We start from the raw sequence: 17,030 nt of genomic DNA, 5'->3' as shown, positions 1-17,030 counted from the left end.
CTACATTTGTTTTACGGCCTCCAGCTCTACTTTTAGCTCTTGGAACATCGTCATAATACTACTTAGCTTTAGTTCCTTTTCATCATATTCTTGAGTGTTGATGCAACAGGTAAACTCCCATAACTCCAAAATATTTTCTTTTGAAACCAGGTAAGGTTTATAAGCTTTATTATCTGAACTTAGTAGCAAATTAACCACGTCACCTTCCGGAACGTACACACGTTTATACACTAGACCGTCGTCTTTGGTCAATACCACATAAGTCTTTCCGCTTTTTAGATCATTAATATCTTCTATAAATTTAGCAACAACAAAAGAACCTGGCTTTACAGGTAACATAGAGTCCCCTTTTATAGGAAAAGCTCTGTGTGTTCCTGTGGGTAAAAATGGTAGTTTAATTTTTTGAAGCTGCTCAATATATTCCGGATCATCATAGCCAGATAAATAACCTGCTGAAGCTTTTGCTGGTATAATTTCAATGAGATCCTCATTATCTTCATTTACGGTTACAGGAAACAATACGCGCTTGTTCCCTACCTCAATAAACGAGGTATCCTTTGCTTTACGCAAATCTTTGCGCACCAAAATATCTATAGGAATATCAAAATAATTAGACAGATCTATTAAGCGCTCAATAGGTGGTTCACTTCTGCCTTCTTCATAAGAACCAACTACAGAACGTGTCCAGCCCAAATCGTCTGCAAAGCGTTCTTGGGATAGTTTCTTTAATGACCTGAGGTGCTTTATGTTAGCTTGTATAGGTTTCAATCTAATTAATTTTAACAATATTTACTACAAATATAAGCAATAAAAACTACATATAGTAGCTAATTTTGTTAGTCCCATGTATTTAAACTGTCACACATATTACAGCCTTCGCTATGGTACTATAAAACCTGAGCAACTACTTGCTATTGCTTCAGAAAATGGTGTACAGACTTTGGCGTTAACAGATATTAATACCACCTCAGCGTGTTTAGATATTGTTCGTCTCTCAAAAAAATACAAGGTAAAGCCTGTGCTCGGTGTAGATTTTAGAAACAACGCACAACAAGAATTTATTTTAATCGCAAAAAACAATCAAGGCTTTCAGAATATAAATGAATATCTCTCTAAATTTCTTCACAATCACGATTTAAAAATTCCTGAACGACCAGAAGAAACTTTAGCAGACTGTTTCGTGATTTACCCTTACCAAAAAGGGAAAGATTTTAAACTAAAACCGAATGAGTTTTTAGGCATTGCGCCAAAAGATCTCAACCAACTAAAATTTTCAAAATGGAATACACATAGAGAGAAATTAGTGGTGCTTAAGACAGTGTCTTTTCAAAATAAAAAAGGATTCAACACACATCGTTTGCTTCGCGCTATTGATAATAATACGCTATTGAGCAAACTTCCAAAAGCTGAAGAAGGCAGCTCAGAAGATATAATGTTGCCTTATAATGAACTGTGCGAACGCTATTCGGAATTCCCAAGTCTTATCAATAACACAGAGGATTTGTTAGACAATTGCTCAATTTCATTCGATTTTGAAAATCCTATACCCAAAAATCAACGGTTCCTCACAAAAAATGCTAATTCTGATTATGAGCTTTTAGAAAAGTTAACCTATGATGGCATTGCATACCGTTACGGAAACGATGTTAAACCAAAAATCTATCAACGTATTGAAAAAGAACTCAACATCATTAAACAGAAAGGTTTTGTATCCTATTTTTTAATCAACTGGAAAATTTTAGAGTATGCACGTAGCAAAGACTACTACTATGTTGGTCGTGGTAGTGGAGCTAATAGTATCATTGCTTACTTGTTACGAATTACAGATGTAGACCCTATTGAGCTCGATTTATATTTTGAGCGCTTCATCAATCTGTTCCGACAAAATCCTCCCGATTTTGATATTGATTTTTCTTGGAAAGACAGAGATGATATTACTGAATTCATCTTTAAATCCTTTAAGCACACAGCGCTTATTACGGTTTATAACACCTTTAAATTTAAAGCTTCGGTAAGAGAACTTGGAAAAGTGTTTGGCTTACCAAAATCTGAGATGGATATACTTACACGAGGTAAATACAATATCCATAAACTCGACAGATTATCCCAGCTTGTTATCAAGTATTCAAAATACATTCAAGGGTTTCCTAATTATTTGGGGATTCATGCAGGTGGAATTTTAATTTCTGAGAAACCTATTCATTATTATGGTGCCACATTTATGCCTCCAAAAGGGTTTGCCACTACCCAATTTGATATGGTCGTAGCTGAAGATATAGGACTTTACAAGTTCGATATACTAAGTCAACGTGGTTTGGGAAAAATTAAGGAGGCCGTAGAAATTGTGAGCTATAATCACCCTAACCAACCCGCTTTAGACATCCATGATATTAAGCGTTTTAAACAAGATGAACGCATTAAGTATTTACTTAGAAATGCTAAGGCTATTGGTTGTTTCTATGTAGAATCACCCGCTATGCGCATGCTCTTAAAAAAATTGCAGGTAGACAATTACTTAGGCTTAGTCGCTGCAAGTTCGGTCATTAGACCAGGTGTTGCCAAAAGCGGTATGATGCGGCAATATATTTTGCGCTATCGTTATCCTGAAAGACGTAAAGAAGCGCATCCTGTACTGGCTGAAATTATGCCAGAAACCTATGGAGTTATGGTCTATCAAGAAGATGTAATTAAAGTGGCCCATCATTTTGGTGGTTTAGATTTGGGAGAATCTGATATGCTCCGTCGTGGTATGTCTGGTAAATTCCGTTCGCGTGAAGAATTTTTAAAAGTGAAACAAAAGTTTTTTGACAATTGTAAAAAGGACGGAAAGCCTTTTGATTTGGTTGCAGATATATGGAGACAGATTGAAAGTTTTGCTGGTTATGCCTTTGCTAAAGGGCACTCAGCTTCTTACGCCGTAGAAAGTTACCAAAGTCTGTTTTTAAAAGCCTACTACCCATTGGAATATATGACTGCTACCATTAATAATTTTGGTGGATTCTACAGTACCGAACTTTATGTACACGAAGCCAGAATGCATGGTGGTAAAATTGAAGCACCTTGCATCAATCAATCTTACACCCAAACTATTATCAAAGGAAAAACCATATATCTCGGTTTTATGTTTTTACAATCCTTAGAATCTAAAACTATTGAACGCATCCTTTCAGAACGCCAAAATTATGGACTGTTTAATTCGCTCGATGATTTTATAGAACGTGTCCCTATTTCTATAGAACAGATTGGTATTCTTATAAAGATTAATGCGTTTAGATTTACAAAAATCAATAAGCGTGAATTGCTTTGGGAAGCACATTTAAAAATTAGCAAAACTGTAATTCAAGATCATATAGTTACATTATTTAGAACTGAACGCATTAATTACAGTACACCAGAATTACCAAGTACAGCATTAGAAAATGCCTTTGACGAGATTGAACTATTAGGCTTTCCGTTGTGCAACCCATTTCATTTATTAGAAAAAGAATCTACCACTAAATTACGTGCAAAGCACCTTAATAAACTAGAAGGCAAATATGTGAAAATTGAAGGCTATTTAGTTACCACAAAAAATACAAAAACCTCAAATGGAAAGTTGATGCATTTTGGCACCTTTTTAGATCGTAATGGTGATTTTATAGATACCGTTCATTTTCCACCAGTGGCATCAAAATACCCATTTAGAGGAAAGGGAATTTATGAAATCATAGGCAAAGTAATGATAGAGTTTGACTGTGTTACCATCGAGGTTTCAAAATTAGAACGTTTGGCAATTATTGAAGATCCTCGATATTCCATAAAATCATTAAATCCAACGTTTCAAAGAAAAAGAAGTTTTAAAGACCTTAAAGCAAATTATGGTTAACAACCGCTCAATAGTACATATGGATTTAGACACTTTTTTTGTGTCTTGCGAACGTTTACTAGACAGCCGTCTTAATGGCAAACCTGTGCTCATTGGTGGCACAAGCGACAGAGGTGTTGTAGCATCTTGTAGTTATGAAGCCAGAACTTTTGGCGTACACTCTGCCATGCCTATGCGAATGGCAAAACAGTTGTGCCCAGAGGCTATTATTTTAAGAGGCAATTCTGGGATATACACTAAATTTTCGCAAAATGTAACTGATGTCATTAAAGAAAGTGTACCTCTTTACGAAAAAACATCTATTGATGAGTTTTATCTCGATCTCACCGGAATGGATAAGTTTTTCGGTTGCCATAAATTGGCTTCAGAACTGCGTCAGCGTATCATCAAAGAAACAGGATTACCCATTTCTTTTGGTTTGTCGCTAAATAAAACGGTTTCGAAAATTGCGACAGGAGAGGCCAAACCCAATAACGAAATACGCGTTATTTCAGGTACCGAAAAACCGTTTCTAGCACCACTTTCGGTAAAAAAAATCCCAATGGTAGGCAATGTGACTTATAAAGCTTTGTGCGATTTGGGTGTAAAACGCATTAAAACCGTGCAGGACATGCCTATGGAATTAATGCACAAAGTTTTGGGCAAAAACGGTCTTTCCATTTGGAAAAAAGCCAATGGTATAGACAATTCGCCCGTAATTCAATATCATGAGCGCAAATCCATTTCTACCGAGCGTACCTTTGGGCAAGACACGACAAACGTTCATAAACTAAGAGGCTTAGTTATTGCTATGGCAGAGAACTTAGCCTTTCAATTGCGTCGTGGTAATAAATTGACGGCTTGTGTGACATTTAAGATTCGGTATTCCGATTTTCAAACCTATACACAACAACAACGCATTCCCTACAGTGCTATGGACCATAATATTATTCCTGTAGTGTTAGACCTGTTTAAAAAACTATATAACCGTAGATTGTTGGTACGCCTTATTGGTGTAAAGTTTAGTCATTTGGTAGAAGGTGGTCACCAAATTAATCTATTTGAAGACAACGAAATGCATCTTAATTTAGCACAGGCATTAGATAAAATGCGCGAACGTTACGGAGATAGAGCTGTGATGAATGCTGCTGGCATGGAAGCCAAAACCATTAGCCGTTGGAATCCGTTTACCGGAGAACCACCTCCTTTACTTGCTAATAGGCATCAATAAAAACAAAAATTACTATCTTAGAATCATGTGTTATTCAACAGCGTTACGAAAGCAAAGAGAACAAGTAGAGAAAAAGCTGCGAGACAGTGTTAATGCTAAATTTCATCCTTCAGTAAGTTATACTCCATACTACCACCTCAATGGTTTTACACACGGTAAATTACTAATCATAAAAATGGATGAACCAGAAACAATTTATAACGCAAGTTGGGGCCTAATACCAGATTGGGCTGCACACAATCCAGATGATTTTCGCAAAAAAAGTAACACACTAAATGCTAGAGGTGAAAGTATCTTTGAAAAACCATCCTATAAAGAAAGTGCAACAAATAAAAGATGCTTAATCTTAGCCGATGGTTTTTTTGAACCACATCACGAAAATGGAAAAGCCATACCCTATTTCTGCTATCAACCCTCCAATAGTAATCCAGAGGGCGATCTTTTTCTTTTTGCAGGTCTTTATAATGAAATCGATAAAAATACTTTAAGTACTACCATCCTAACAACAGAAGCCAATGACTTTTTTATGGAGGTTCATAATAAAGGCAAGCGAATGCCATTAGTCTTAGATGAACATTACTATGAAGATTGGCTCGATGATGGTATGAATGAACAAGAGATTAACGAAATTATAGCCGTTGGTATGAGCTCACAACCATTTAAGGCACATCCAATTAGCAGAGATTTCTACAAAAAAGGTATCGATACCAACCAATCCTATATTATTGAAAAAGTGCAAAAGGACACTCTTTTTTAATGTTAATCTTCCACATACTCTAAAATATCACTAGGCTGACAATCCAAAGCTTTGCAAATGGCTTCTAAAGTAGAAAAACGAATGGCCTTTGCCTTACCGGTTTTTAAAATGGAAAGGTTTGCCGTGGTGATGCCAATGATTTCCGCAAGTTCATTGCTCTTCATGCCTCGTTTGGCTAAAACTCTATCTAAGTTAACTACTATTGACATATTTATATGGTTAGGTCGTTTTCTGATTGAATCTCAACAGCACGTTTAAATAATAATGCAACAATAAAAACTACTCCTGCCATAAACAACAAGCTTTGTGCGCCCCAATTATATGGATAAAAGAATGTTTGTTGATGTAGCCAAGCACTATACGCACTTGCGAGTAATGCCATCAGTGCAGTATATAAAACTACCTTATTGATTTTTGAAAGCAACTGTGCGACGGGCTCTGTAAACGGGCTATTAAAGTCAACTTTTCTAAACACATTTATGAGTAAATAAAAAAGATAGGCTTTCAAACTAGCAATTAAGATTATTAAGATAACTGTAATTATATAATGTAATTTACTAAAGTTGTAAAGACGAGAAAAATCAAGGCCTAAATAAATATTTTGCACAGCATAATCATTCACAAAAAGACTTGTAAAAAAGGATATAATAAAAGCTCCTGCTTTAATGCACAGTCCGATAAATAGTATCCAAGCTACTATGTGCATTATACTTAAGATTTGTTTTGTTTTCATTTTTTATTATCGTTTAACAATAACAAATATATAAATATTATTGATAAACAATAATATTTTATTGAAAAAAGATAATTTTAAAACTAGACCTCACAGGTTTTTGAAACCTGTGAGGTCTTAACTATCTTTACCCAATGCTACCCAAAAAACTAAATAAAAAACTCGAAGACCGTAAAGCCAATAACGCATTTCGTGAGTTGGGCTCAAACTCTAAATTGGTAGATTTTTCATCCAATGACTATTTAGAGTTTTCAAAATCTGAAACCATTTTTGATGCAGCCCATCAATACCTAGTTGACAACAATCTAAAGCAAAATGGTGCTACAGGCTCTCGTTTGCTTTCAGGTAATCATAAATTATACAACGAGGTTGAATCTGAAATTTCAAAAATCCATAATTGTGAAGCCGCTTTGATTTTTAATTCGGGTTATGATGCTAATATTGGGTTATTGTCATCCGTTCCTCAACGTGGTGATATCATTTTATATGACGAACTGTGCCATGCTTCCATAAGAGATGGCATTAACATGAGTAATGCCAAGTCTTATAAATTTAAGCATAATGATTTAGAGGATTTGGCTGAGATGCTGAAACGAGTTCAGCATGACAAATCTGATACATATATTATTACCGAATCCGTTTTCTCAATGGATGGCGATTCGCCAGATTTGGAAAAACTTATTAAGCTCACCAAAACCCAAAATGCACATCTCATCATTGACGAAGCCCATGCACTAGGTGTTTTTGAAAAAGGTTTAGTGCAAAAACTTGGTTTAGAAAATGATGTGTTTGCAAGAGTCATCACTTTTGGAAAAGCCTTAGGTTGCCATGGTGCAGCAATTTTAGGTTCGCAAGATTTAAAAGATTATCTCGTTAATTTTTCACGCTCTTTTATTTACACCACGGCTTTGCCTCCTCAAGCTTTGGCTAACATAAAAATAGCTTACAATGAATTGACCACAACCAATGAAATATATCAACTGAAAGAGAATATTTCATTCTTTAAAAAAGAAGTTAAGCGCATTGGATTTCAAAAGAGGTTTCTAGACAGCGACTCCGCAATACAGTGTTGTATCCTTCCAGGAAACGAAAAGGTGAAATCTGTTGCCAGTATTCTTCAAGATCATGGCTATGATGTTAAGCCCATTTTATCACCTACAATTCCTAAAGGGAAAGAACGTTTACGGTTTTGTATTCACAGTTATAATTCCAAAGAAGAAATCTCGGAAGTCTTGACCTTGTTGGTTACCTTTGCTAACCAATGAACGAAACATTTGTAACCATAGCAAGATTTCAATATTCATCCGAAGCACAGATTGTTAAAGGTCGCTTGGAAGCTGATGGTATTAAAACTTTTCTAAAGGATAATATCACTATAGATACAGATCCTTTGGTGAGCAATGCCATTGGAGGCATTAAACTAAAAGTACGTGCTGAAGATGAAAAGGAAGCCAAGGGAATTTTAAAATCAATAAAAGCATACGCTTTGGATGATAATGGTGACCCTATTTTATGTCCTAATTGTGGGAAGAACGAAGTAGAACTTTATTCCACTATTGACAGCTTTAAAGCATTTTTATCATTTTTCATAGGTTTATTGACCTTTACACTTCCATTTCACGCGCGTTACAAATACATTTGCGAAAATTGTAAAACCGAATTTCCATTAAAATGAATACCTACTTCGTCACCGGAATCTCAACAGACGTTGGCAAAACCATAGCCTCCGCCATTTTGGTCGAAGCCTTGCAGGCAGACTATTTTAAACCTGTACAAGCTGGCGACTTGGATAATTGCGATACCAAAAAAGTACAACGTTTGGTTACTAATTCCAAATCCGTTTTTCATCCAAATAGCTACGCACTACAAACACCAATGAGTCCTCATGGAGCTGCTGAAATTGATGGATTAACTATTGACATTAAAAACATAAAAAGGCCACAAACCAAAAACGATTTGGTCATTGAAGGAGCAGGTGGACTCATGGTGCCATTAAATAATTCTGAAACTATTTTAGATTTGATTCAACCAAAAGATAAGGTTATTGTGGTATCTCGTCATTATCTAGGAAGTATTAACCATACGCTGTTAACCGTTAACACATTAAAAGAAAAAGGGTTTGATGTGTCCCTTATATATAGTGGAGACGAACACAAATCCACAGAATCCATCATCGAAAAAATGACTGGTGTAAATGTGATTGGAAGAATAAATGACGAACCTTATTTTGATCGTAACGTTATTGCCGAGTATTCAAAATTATTCAGGAAAAAACTAATTTAGCAAGTACTCAAATCCCAAATCAATGCTTAGCATTGAGCATTGAAATGCAGAATATAAAAATCAAATCGATAAAAATTTTTGAAGCCTTGGAAAAAATTTAGATTTTATTTTTGGTTTTCATTCCAATTAAGGGAATGAAAAATTCCTCATTTCAATTTGATTTCCTGCCTATCGGCAGACAGGTTTGGTTCACTTCGATAATTATCGAAATGTATCAAGACAAAATGAACTTAAGAAAAAAAAAACAATAAATAGAGGCTGAAACAACACTTCGACATGCTCAGTGTGAAAGTTCAGCATGACAAAAATATAGTGTGAGTAACTAACATTTATAAGATTCCTGCCTACGCAGGAATGACAAAATAAAAACATGACCCTTAAAGAACGTGACAAAAAACACCTCTGGCACCCACTAACCCAACACCAATTGCATCCAGAAAGCATTGCAATTGTAAAGGCAGAGGGCTGTACCCTTTACGATGAAGATGGTAATACTTATATCGATGCCATTGCCTCATGGTACACTTGTATGTATGGACATTGCAATCCATATATTACTAATAAGGTTGCAGAGCAGATGCAAACGCTAGATCAAGTTGTGTTTAGTAGTTTAACTCATGAACCAGCTGTCAAATTATCCGAAGCTTTAATCGACATTCTACCTGACAATCAAGAAAAGATTTTCTTTAGCGATAATGGCTCTACTTCGGTTGAAGTCGGTATAAAAATGGCATTACAGTATCATTTTAATCGCAACGAAAAACGAAATGTTTTAATCGCTTTTGAAGATGGTTTTCATGGAGATACATTTGGAGCGATGAGCGTTTCAGGATTATCGATGTATAACGGACCGTTTGAAGATTTCTTTATTGAAGTGAAACGCATTCCGACACCAGATGGCACTAATAATAATGACATTTTAAATCAACTCAAAACCATTTCAGAAAATAACAAAGTAGCAGCCTTCGTTTACGAGCCTTTAGTACAAGGAGCTGCAGCCATGAAAATGCACGATGCAGAAGGGTTGGATATTATTCTGGAATTCTGTAAATCTCAAAATATCATAACTGTTGCAGACGAAGTAATGACAGGCTTCGGCAAAACAGGTAAGCACTTTGCCTCGCTTCACCTCAATAATCAATCTGATATTATCTGTTTGAGTAAAGCATTAACTGCTGGATTACTCCCAATGGCAATTACAAGTTGCAGTCAAGAAATTTATAATGCTTTTTTAAGTGATGATATTACCAAAGGCTTTTTCCATGGACACACCTACTCTGCTAATCCATTGGCTTGCACCGCAGCTTTAGCAGGAATTGAACTACTACAATCCGAAGACATTCAACAAAACATAAAACGGATTATAGCATCACACCAAGCTTTTGGCGGACGGATTAAAAATCATCCAAAAGTTGCTAAAATCCGCCAAACAGGAATAATTTTCGCTCTGGATTTAGATGTTCAAATGGAGCGTTATGGTAATTTACGAGACCAACTCTTTAAGTTCTTTATGGACAACGGTATATTTTTAAGACCGCTTGGTAATACCATTTATATTTTGGCACCTTATGTCATTACTGATGCTGAGTTGGAAAAAGTGTATAAAACAATTGAAGCTGCATTAGTTACCCTCTAAGCCCTTATCCAGAAGATTAATCGCTTCTTTTGTTTCTTTTATTTGCACATATAGTTTTTCATAAACCCATTCTCCATAGTCTTTGTAAGCCACTACAACAATTCTAGCTTCACCATTTGGACCCTTTATAGGAATTCTAAAATCTGCTTCACCATCATCTCCATTTAAGCTTATATTGCCTTGCATTATACCATCAGACTCTATGGGCTCACCAAGGATTGCGATCACCTCTTCATTTGTAAATGCCTGTTCCATAGCATATTTATACGGAGTTGAAGAGGTAAACATTTTTGATACACCAAAAATGATACTACCAAAAAATAAAACGACGATTATAATTAAGGTTAAGCAGCCACCACCAAGGACCCATCCCCAATTTCTACTAAACCAGCTTTTTTGTCTTTGTTCTTCCATGTCTTTTTTTGATTGATTTTCTATTTGTAAGTCAAGAGAAACGATATTATGTTACAATTTAGCAATAATTTATCAAGGTTGACTTTTAGACTTAGGTATAAATCTTACTTTTGTTTTAAAGAAAAATTACATTGAACCAACCTATTTCAATTACTGCCATAGCATCTATTTCTCCACTAGGGTTTTCGCCTGAAACCATATGGAAAAATTATATGTCGAAAGCTCATTTGTTCACTATAAAAGACAATAATCTCGTTGCTGAATTACCAAATGATGCCAGAGAAGAAATCGAAAAACTTAGAAACTCAAATAACAAGTATAAACAACTTGACGATTCTGTTTTATTCGGAATTTTCTCTGCGAGACAAGCAGTTAAACAAGCAGATTGGAATGCTTCGGACAACTTCGGAATAAACATGGGTTCATCTCGAGGTGCAACAGGTTTGTTTGAAACTTACTTTGAAAGTTTTTTAGAAAAGCATAAAGCTGAAACCTTAAGCTCACCAACAACAACGCTTGGTAATATATCATCTTGGATTGCTCACGATCTGCAAACCAAAGGGCCAGAAATTTCACATTCTATAACCTGTTCAACGGCATTACATGCTTTGCTCAATGGTGTCGCATGGCTAAACTCTGGGATGTGCGATAAATTTTTGGTTGGTGGTAGTGAAGCTCCACTCACACCTTTTACGATTGCTCAGATGAAAGCTTTGAAGATTTATTCTAGACTGGACACTGAGGTTCTCGAAGTGTCTAACGAAAAATATCCCTGCCAAGCCCTAAACTTCAACAAAACTGAGAACACCATGATTCTCGGTGAAGCTGCTGCAGTGGTTTGCCTAGAAAAAGGAAAAACGAATAATGCACTCGCTGTTATAGAAGGCATTGGATATGGCACAGAATTGTTAGAGCATAATGCTTCACTTTCAACCGATGCTAAATGTTTTCAACGTTCTATGGCAATGGCTTTGGGTGATTCCAATCCAGAGGACATTGATATCATCGTTACACATACACCAGGCACCATTAAAGGTGATTTGGCAGAATACAACGCGATAAAAAAGATTTTTTGTAACAAAATTCCTGCATTGACTACTAATAAAATACAAGTAGGTCACAGTCTAGGAGCTTCTGGAATGCTCAGTATAGAAATGGCCATACTTATGCTTAACCATCAAAAATTTATTGACATTCCTTATTTGGAGCAATCGCATCCAACAAAGATTTCAAGAATTATGATTAATGCCGTGGGCTTTGGTGGTAATGCTGTGTCTGTTATACTTTCAAAATAAAATGTTATGAATGTATAAAAATTGTTCAACCTTTAATTCTTATTGATTATGCTAGAATGGTTTTCAAATTTAGAGTTTCTTCCTAAGCTATACTGGTCCATAGCACTAGTTGGCTCATTGATTTTCATTGTTGTAATGATAATGGCTTTCGTTGGTGGTGATGCCGATGATATTGGAGATGCTGATGCTGATATCGACAGTGATGCTGGAGCAGGCTTTCAGTTTATCACTTTCAAGAATTTGGTAGGCTTTTTTACCATTTTTGGCTGGAGTGGCATTGCTTGTATTGATGCTGGACTCTCAACACCTTTAACAATTATCATTTCCGTGATTTGCGGATTATTGATGATGGTGATTATGGCATCATTATTCTATTTCATTAGTAAACTCACTGATAGTGGCACATTGAATTATGACAACGCATTAGACGCTGTAGGTGAAGTTTATCTTACTATTGGTGGAGATCGCTCTAGTATGGGAAAAGTAAGTGTGAATGTACAAGGTACGGTTCGTGAACTCGATGCCCTTACAGATTCCTTAACAGATTTAAAATCAGGAACCATAATAAAGGTCGTTGATGTGACTTCTAACGGAATTCTCATTGTTGACCGAACACGTAAACCTATTGAGGCTTCATCACCAAAACGTGATGAACTACAATCTGGTGAAACCCATTTGCTGAACGACAAATAGAATTAAATACTAACCTTTAAAAACATAAGTCCTATGATCAAGTTACTCATTCAAGAAAATATGAATTTAGACGGCTTTGGTGGGCCAATGCTACTGATTTTTGTAGCCTTATTCATTGTACTTACATTAATTATTTTAATAAAACGCTACAAACGCTGTCCTTCAGACCGAATTTTAGTGGTCTATGGTAAAGTTGGTGGTGGTCAATCAGCCAAATGTATTCATGGTGGTGCGGCATTTATCATGCCTGTAATCCAAGATTATGAATTTTTGGATCTCACACCAATTTCAATTGAGGTGAATCTGGTCAATGCCCTTTCAAAACAAAACATTCGTGTTAATGTGCCATCGCGTTTTACCATTGGTGTATCAACAGAACCAGGTGTGATGCAAAATGCTGCAGAGCGTTTATTAGGTCTAGGTTTACAGGATATTCAAGAACTGGCAAAGGAAATTATTTTCGGTCAATTACGTTTGGTAGTAGCTTCGATGGATATTGAAGAAATCAATAATGATAGAGATAAGTTCTTAACTAATATTTCACAATCCGTTGAAACGGAATTAAAGAAAGTTGGCCTGAAGCTTATCAACGTAAACATTACAGATATCGTTGATGAATCCGGTTATATCGAAGCTCTTGGTAAAGAAGCTGCTGCACATGCAATTAACGCAGCACGTAAGTCTGTTGCAGAAAAAACCAGAGATGGTTCTATTGGTGAAGCTAATGCAAAACAAGACGAACGCTCTCAAGTTGCAGCAGCAAACGCACAAGCTGTTGAAGGTGAAAATACAGCAAAGATTTCCGTGGCAAATTCCGATTCCTTACGTCGTCAGCGTGAAGCTGAAGCAGAGCGTGTGGCCATTGCATCTGAAAAAGTACAAGCTGCAAAAGCATTGGAAGAGTCTTATGCTGCTGAGCAACTCGCTGAAACTGCAAGAGCTGAACGTGAGCGTTCATCGCAGTTAGCAGATGTTATCGTTCCTGCCGAAATTGACAAACGTAAAGTTGAAATAGATGCAGAAGCTGAAGCGGAGCGTATAAGAAGACGTGCAAAAGGTGAAGCTGATGCGATATTGTTCAAAGCACAAGCGGAAGCGAAAGGTTTATACGAAGTCTTAACAAAGCAAGCTGCTGGTTTGGATGAAATCGTAAAAGCTGCTGGCAACAATTCCAAAGATGCTGTATTATTATTGATTGCTGATAAGTTACCTGAATTGGTAAAAACACAAGCTGAAGCCATCAAGAACATTAAGATAGATAAAGTCACTGTTTGGGAAAATGGTGGTGGTAAAGATGGAAAATCATCGACCTCTAACTTTATCTCAGGCATGTATAAGTCTGTACCACCTTTACAGGAAATGTTTAATATGGCTGGTATGGACTTACCAGAGTATTTAAAAGGTAAAGACAAAAAAGAGATTGACGCTGATGATGCTGAGGTTGATAAGTCTGACAACAAATAATACTTAAGCATTTTGAATAAAATAACTTACAAGAGACCAGTACCAATTATGAAGTTCATTTTTGGTGCTGCTTTCTTCATTCTTGGGATATCATGGCTCCCTCATATTTTTGGTTTTGTTATATGTGGTTTGTCATTTTTCTTTGTCCATACTACTGGCATAGAGATTGACTTGGAGAATAGAAAATACAGAAAAACTGTTTCGTTTTTCAGTCTAGCTTTTGGTAAGTGGCAAGAACTCCCTAATATAGATTATGTCTCTGTTTTTAAAACATCAGAAACCACTACTGTTAGAGCATTGAGTGCTGAAGCTAATGTTAATAACGAAGTCATAAAACTCAATTTATTCTATAATACCAATCAAAAAATAGAAGCTTACAACACGCAAAGTGAAAAAGACGCCTTTGAAAAAGCAAAGCAAATTGCAACCATTCTAAATATCGATATTTTAGACGCAACAGAACGAGAATCTAAATGGTTATAAGAACTCACATAGTCTTTTTCAATCTGTTAAAAAATTCAAATTTTCACTTAAACTCAAAAAGATTAAATGAGTTCACTATTTTTGTTTCACTAAGACATTAACCCATATGAGCGAAGTAAGACACAACTGGACCAAAGAAGAAATTCTAGATATATACAACAAACCCTTAATGGAACTGCTTTACGAAGCAGCAACGATACACAGAAAACACCACGACCCAAACACGGTTCAGGTGTCCACATTATTATCTATAAAAACTGGTGGTTGTCCAGAAGATTGTGGTTACTGTCCACAAGCAGCACGTTACCATACTGATATTGAAGGCAACGATTTAATGACCGTTCAGCAAGTTAAAGCACAAGCTTTGCGTGCTAAATCTTCAGGAAGTTCGCGTGTATGTATGGGAGCCGCTTGGAGAAATGTAAAGGATGGACCAGAATTCGACCAAGTCTTGGAAATGGTACGTACCATCAACAAGCTAGATATGGAAGTTTGCTGTACCTTGGGTATGGTCACTGAAAATCAAGCACAACGATTGGCTGAAGCTGGTTTGTATGCTTATAATCATAATTTAGATTCTTCAGAAGAATATTATAAAGAAGTGATTTCTACCCGTGGTTTTGAAGACCGATTAGAAACCATAGATAATGTGCGTAAAACCAATGTTACGGTTTGTTCTGGAGGTATTATTGGCATGGGAGAAAAAGAGGAAGATAGAGCCGGAATGTTAGTGGCACTAACCACTTTAAACCCTCAACCAGAATCCGTACCTATCAATGCTTTGGTTGCCGTTGACGGAACTCCTTTAGAAGAACAAGAACCTATTTCCATTTGGGATATGGTGCGTATGGTAGCTACTACACGTATAGTATTACCAGAAACCCAAGTGCGTTTATCTGCAGGACGAACACAGATGACTCGCGAAGGTCAGGCCATGTGTTTCTTTGCAGGAGCAAATTCTATTTTTGCTGGTGACAAATTATTGACCACTCCAAATCCTGATGTTAACGAGGATATGGAAATGTTTAAACAACTTGGTTTAAACCCTCAGAAGCCATTTATCAAAAAAATGCAGCCTGAGACTGTTGAAGCATCAGACTCAAAATATCAAGCTTTGGGTGAAAAACCAAAGTGGTCACGACCAGATCATAAAATTGAACGTAACGAAGAAGCCAAGCAAAAAGCCAGAGCTTTAAAGTAATTCGACTTAACAATAACTAAACTTTGATAACGTTTTACTAACTTTGGCGCTCTAAAGTTTTAACTGTTGCAACTAAATCTTCAAGACATACCTCGTGTTGAAACCATCACGAAAACAGATTTCTTAAAGCATTACTTTAAACCACAAAGACCTGTGGTTATAGAGCGCTTTATTGAAGATTGGCCAGCCTATACCAAATGGAGTCTAGACTACATGAAAGAAGTGGCAGGTGACAAAACAGTTCCGCTTTACGACGATAGACCTGTAGATTATAAAGATGGGTTTAATGAACCACACGCCACTATGAAAATGGGAGAATATGTGGATTTATTGAAACGCGAACCTACCAAATTCAGGATTTTTCTTTGGAATATTTTAAAGGAAGTACCTCAGCTTCAAAAAGATTTTAGTTATCCAGATTTTGGACTTCGACTCATGAAGGGTTTACCAATGCTCTTTTTTGGTGGAAAGGATTCTTACACTTTTATGCACTACGATATTGACTTGGCCAATATTTTCCATTTTCATTTTGAAGGCAAAAAACAATGCATCCTTTTTGACCAAAAACAGAATAAGTACTTGTATAAAGTACCTCATTCATTAATCACGAGAGAGGATATAGACTTTAATAATCCAGATTTTGAAAAATGGCCTGCACTTAAACATGCCAAGGGTTGGGTTTGCGATTTAAATCATGGGGAAGTGCTCTATATGCCAGAAGGGTATTGGCATTACATGCGATATATAACACCAGGTTTTTCAATGAGCTTGCGTGCTATTGCCAGAAATCCTAAAAATCTCAGGAAAGCACTTTATAATGTTCTTTTGATGCGCAACTATGACAATGTAATGCGTCGCCTGCGAGGTCAAAAATGGATTGATTGGAAAAACGAAAAAGCAATTACCAATACAGAGCCTTTCGTTTAGTTTGTCTTTTTCTTATTGCTATATAATCAGCCATCTAAATTTGTATATTTGTCCTCATTTTATAAAATT

General features: G+C 36.2%; 17 protein-coding genes. 13 read left to right on the top strand and 4 right to left on the bottom strand.

All coding sequences use genetic code 11. The features are described from left to right. Positions 1–768 (bottom strand): XRE family transcriptional regulator, encoded by a 768-nt coding sequence (locus tag F1003_RS04630; protein ID WP_155088051.1) that lies wholly within the window; start codon positions 766–768, stop codon positions 1–3. Positions 769–844: 76 nt separating this feature from the next. Between F1003_RS04630 and F1003_RS04625 the strand changes: the two genes are divergently transcribed. From F1003_RS04625 to F1003_RS04615, 3 genes are read left to right on the top strand one after another with little or no spacing between them, the layout of a single operon-like run. Then, complete coding sequence (locus F1003_RS04625; RefSeq protein ID WP_155088050.1) at positions 845–3,865, top strand: DNA polymerase III subunit alpha; 3,021 nt, start codon at positions 845–847, stop codon at positions 3,863–3,865. Then, positions 3,858–5,075, top strand: a complete 1,218-nt coding sequence (gene dinB, locus F1003_RS04620) for a DNA polymerase IV (protein WP_155088049.1) — start codon at positions 3,858–3,860, stop codon at positions 5,073–5,075. Before F1003_RS04625 ends, dinB begins: the two co-directional genes overlap by 8 nt. Positions 5,076–5,100: 25 nt before the next feature. Beyond that, positions 5,101–5,832: an SOS response-associated peptidase gene (locus F1003_RS04615; protein WP_162306896.1), complete on the top strand. Its 732-nt coding sequence runs from the start codon at positions 5,101–5,103 to the stop codon at positions 5,830–5,832. Between the two features lie 2 nt (positions 5,833–5,834). Here the strand turns inward: F1003_RS04615 and F1003_RS04610 are convergent, their stop codons facing one another. Further along, entirely contained in the window at positions 5,835–6,041 is a 207-nt protein-coding gene (locus F1003_RS04610) for a helix-turn-helix domain-containing protein (RefSeq protein ID WP_155088047.1), read from the bottom strand. Between the two features lie 2 nt (positions 6,042–6,043). Continuing rightward, positions 6,044–6,565, bottom strand: a complete 522-nt coding sequence (locus tag F1003_RS04605; protein WP_155088046.1) for a DUF2975 domain-containing protein — start codon at positions 6,563–6,565, stop codon at positions 6,044–6,046. A 134-nt stretch (positions 6,566–6,699) separates the two neighbouring features. Here F1003_RS04605 and F1003_RS04600 point away from each other — a divergent pair, with 134 nt between their 5' ends. The 4 genes from F1003_RS04600 (at position 6,700) to bioA (ending at position 10,484) form a co-directional block, all read left to right on the top strand. After that, on the top strand, positions 6,700–7,830 hold the full coding sequence (locus F1003_RS04600) for an aminotransferase class I/II-fold pyridoxal phosphate-dependent enzyme (RefSeq protein WP_155088045.1): 1,131 nt from the start codon (positions 6,700–6,702) through the stop codon (positions 7,828–7,830). Then, entirely contained in the window at positions 7,827–8,240 is a 414-nt protein-coding gene (locus tag F1003_RS04595; protein ID WP_155088044.1) for a putative signal transducing protein, read from the top strand. Before F1003_RS04600 ends, F1003_RS04595 begins: the two co-directional genes overlap by 4 nt. Then, positions 8,237–8,848, top strand: coding sequence for a dethiobiotin synthase (gene bioD / locus F1003_RS04590; protein WP_155088043.1), 612 nt, complete (start codon positions 8,237–8,239; stop codon positions 8,846–8,848). Before F1003_RS04595 ends, bioD begins: the two co-directional genes overlap by 4 nt. A 370-nt stretch (positions 8,849–9,218) precedes the next feature. Further along, positions 9,219–10,484 carry an adenosylmethionine--8-amino-7-oxononanoate transaminase gene (gene bioA, locus F1003_RS04585; RefSeq protein ID WP_155088042.1) on the top strand — a complete coding sequence of 422 codons (1,266 nt, stop codon included), beginning with the start codon at positions 9,219–9,221 and terminating at the stop codon, positions 10,482–10,484. Here the strand turns inward: bioA and F1003_RS04580 are convergent. Continuing rightward, the gene (locus tag F1003_RS04580) at positions 10,470–10,898 is read right to left on the bottom strand and encodes a cytochrome c oxidase assembly factor Coa1 family protein (RefSeq protein ID WP_155088041.1); all 429 of its coding nucleotides are present in this window, start codon (positions 10,896–10,898) and stop codon (positions 10,470–10,472) included. The genes bioA and F1003_RS04580 overlap by 15 nt on opposite strands. Positions 10,899–11,029: 131 nt before the next feature. Here F1003_RS04580 and F1003_RS04575 point away from each other — a divergent pair, with 131 nt between their 5' ends. From F1003_RS04575 to F1003_RS04550, 6 genes are all read left to right on the top strand, one after another. Beyond that, entirely contained in the window at positions 11,030–12,193 is a 1,164-nt protein-coding gene (locus F1003_RS04575; RefSeq protein WP_155088040.1) for a beta-ketoacyl synthase N-terminal-like domain-containing protein, read from the top strand. Positions 12,194–12,241: 48 nt separating this feature from the next. Then, positions 12,242–12,886, top strand: coding sequence for a hypothetical protein (locus F1003_RS04570; protein ID WP_155088039.1), 645 nt, complete (start codon positions 12,242–12,244; stop codon positions 12,884–12,886). A gap of 33 nt (positions 12,887–12,919) precedes the next feature. After that, the gene (locus F1003_RS04565; protein ID WP_155088038.1) at positions 12,920–14,350 is read left to right on the top strand and encodes a flotillin family protein; all 1,431 of its coding nucleotides are present in this window, start codon (positions 12,920–12,922) and stop codon (positions 14,348–14,350) included. Between the two features lie 48 nt (positions 14,351–14,398). Continuing rightward, a complete protein-coding gene (locus F1003_RS04560; RefSeq protein ID WP_162306895.1) occupies positions 14,399–14,833 on the top strand; it encodes a hypothetical protein in 435 nt (144 codons plus the stop codon). Positions 14,834–14,939: 106 nt separating this feature from the next. Beyond that, entirely contained in the window at positions 14,940–16,034 is a 1,095-nt protein-coding gene (bioB, locus tag F1003_RS04555; protein WP_155088036.1) for a biotin synthase BioB, read from the top strand. Between the two features lie 66 nt (positions 16,035–16,100). Next, the gene (locus tag F1003_RS04550) at positions 16,101–16,961 is read left to right on the top strand and encodes a cupin-like domain-containing protein (RefSeq protein ID WP_155088035.1); all 861 of its coding nucleotides are present in this window, start codon (positions 16,101–16,103) and stop codon (positions 16,959–16,961) included. The last annotated feature ends 69 nt before the right edge of the window (positions 16,962–17,030 follow it).

This window comes from Winogradskyella ouciana (assembly GCF_009709615.1).
GTDB lineage: Bacteria > Bacteroidota > Bacteroidia > Flavobacteriales > Flavobacteriaceae > Winogradskyella > Winogradskyella ouciana.
This window is presented reverse-complemented; position numbering and strand designations above follow the sequence as displayed.

Bases quoted from the DNA above. Each gene is read 5' to 3' on its own strand.
- F1003_RS04565 (WP_155088038.1), top strand. From the start codon at position 12,920: ATGATCAAGTTACTCATTCAAGAAAATATGAATTTAGACGGCTTTGGT.
- F1003_RS04600 (WP_155088045.1), top strand. From the start codon at position 6,700: ATGCTACCCAAAAAACTAAATAAAAAACTCGAAGACCGTAAAGCCAAT.
- F1003_RS04625 (WP_155088050.1), top strand. From the start codon at position 845: ATGTATTTAAACTGTCACACATATTACAGCCTTCGCTATGGTACTATA.
- F1003_RS04615 (WP_162306896.1), top strand. From the start codon at position 5,101: ATGTGTTATTCAACAGCGTTACGAAAGCAAAGAGAACAAGTAGAGAAA.
- bioB (WP_155088036.1), top strand. From the start codon at position 14,940: ATGAGCGAAGTAAGACACAACTGGACCAAAGAAGAAATTCTAGATATA.
- F1003_RS04560 (WP_162306895.1), top strand. From the start codon at position 14,399: ATGAAGTTCATTTTTGGTGCTGCTTTCTTCATTCTTGGGATATCATGG.
- bioD (WP_155088043.1), top strand. From the start codon at position 8,237: ATGAATACCTACTTCGTCACCGGAATCTCAACAGACGTTGGCAAAACC.
- F1003_RS04605 (WP_155088046.1), bottom strand. From the start codon at position 6,565: ATGAAAACAAAACAAATCTTAAGTATAATGCACATAGTAGCTTGGATA.
- bioA (WP_155088042.1), top strand. From the start codon at position 9,219: ATGACCCTTAAAGAACGTGACAAAAAACACCTCTGGCACCCACTAACC.
- F1003_RS04570 (WP_155088039.1), top strand. From the start codon at position 12,242: ATGCTAGAATGGTTTTCAAATTTAGAGTTTCTTCCTAAGCTATACTGG.
- dinB (WP_155088049.1), top strand. From the start codon at position 3,858: ATGGTTAACAACCGCTCAATAGTACATATGGATTTAGACACTTTTTTT.
- F1003_RS04580 (WP_155088041.1), bottom strand. From the start codon at position 10,898: ATGGAAGAACAAAGACAAAAAAGCTGGTTTAGTAGAAATTGGGGATGG.
- F1003_RS04610 (WP_155088047.1), bottom strand. From the start codon at position 6,041: ATGTCAATAGTAGTTAACTTAGATAGAGTTTTAGCCAAACGAGGCATG.
- F1003_RS04595 (WP_155088044.1), top strand. From the start codon at position 7,827: ATGAACGAAACATTTGTAACCATAGCAAGATTTCAATATTCATCCGAA.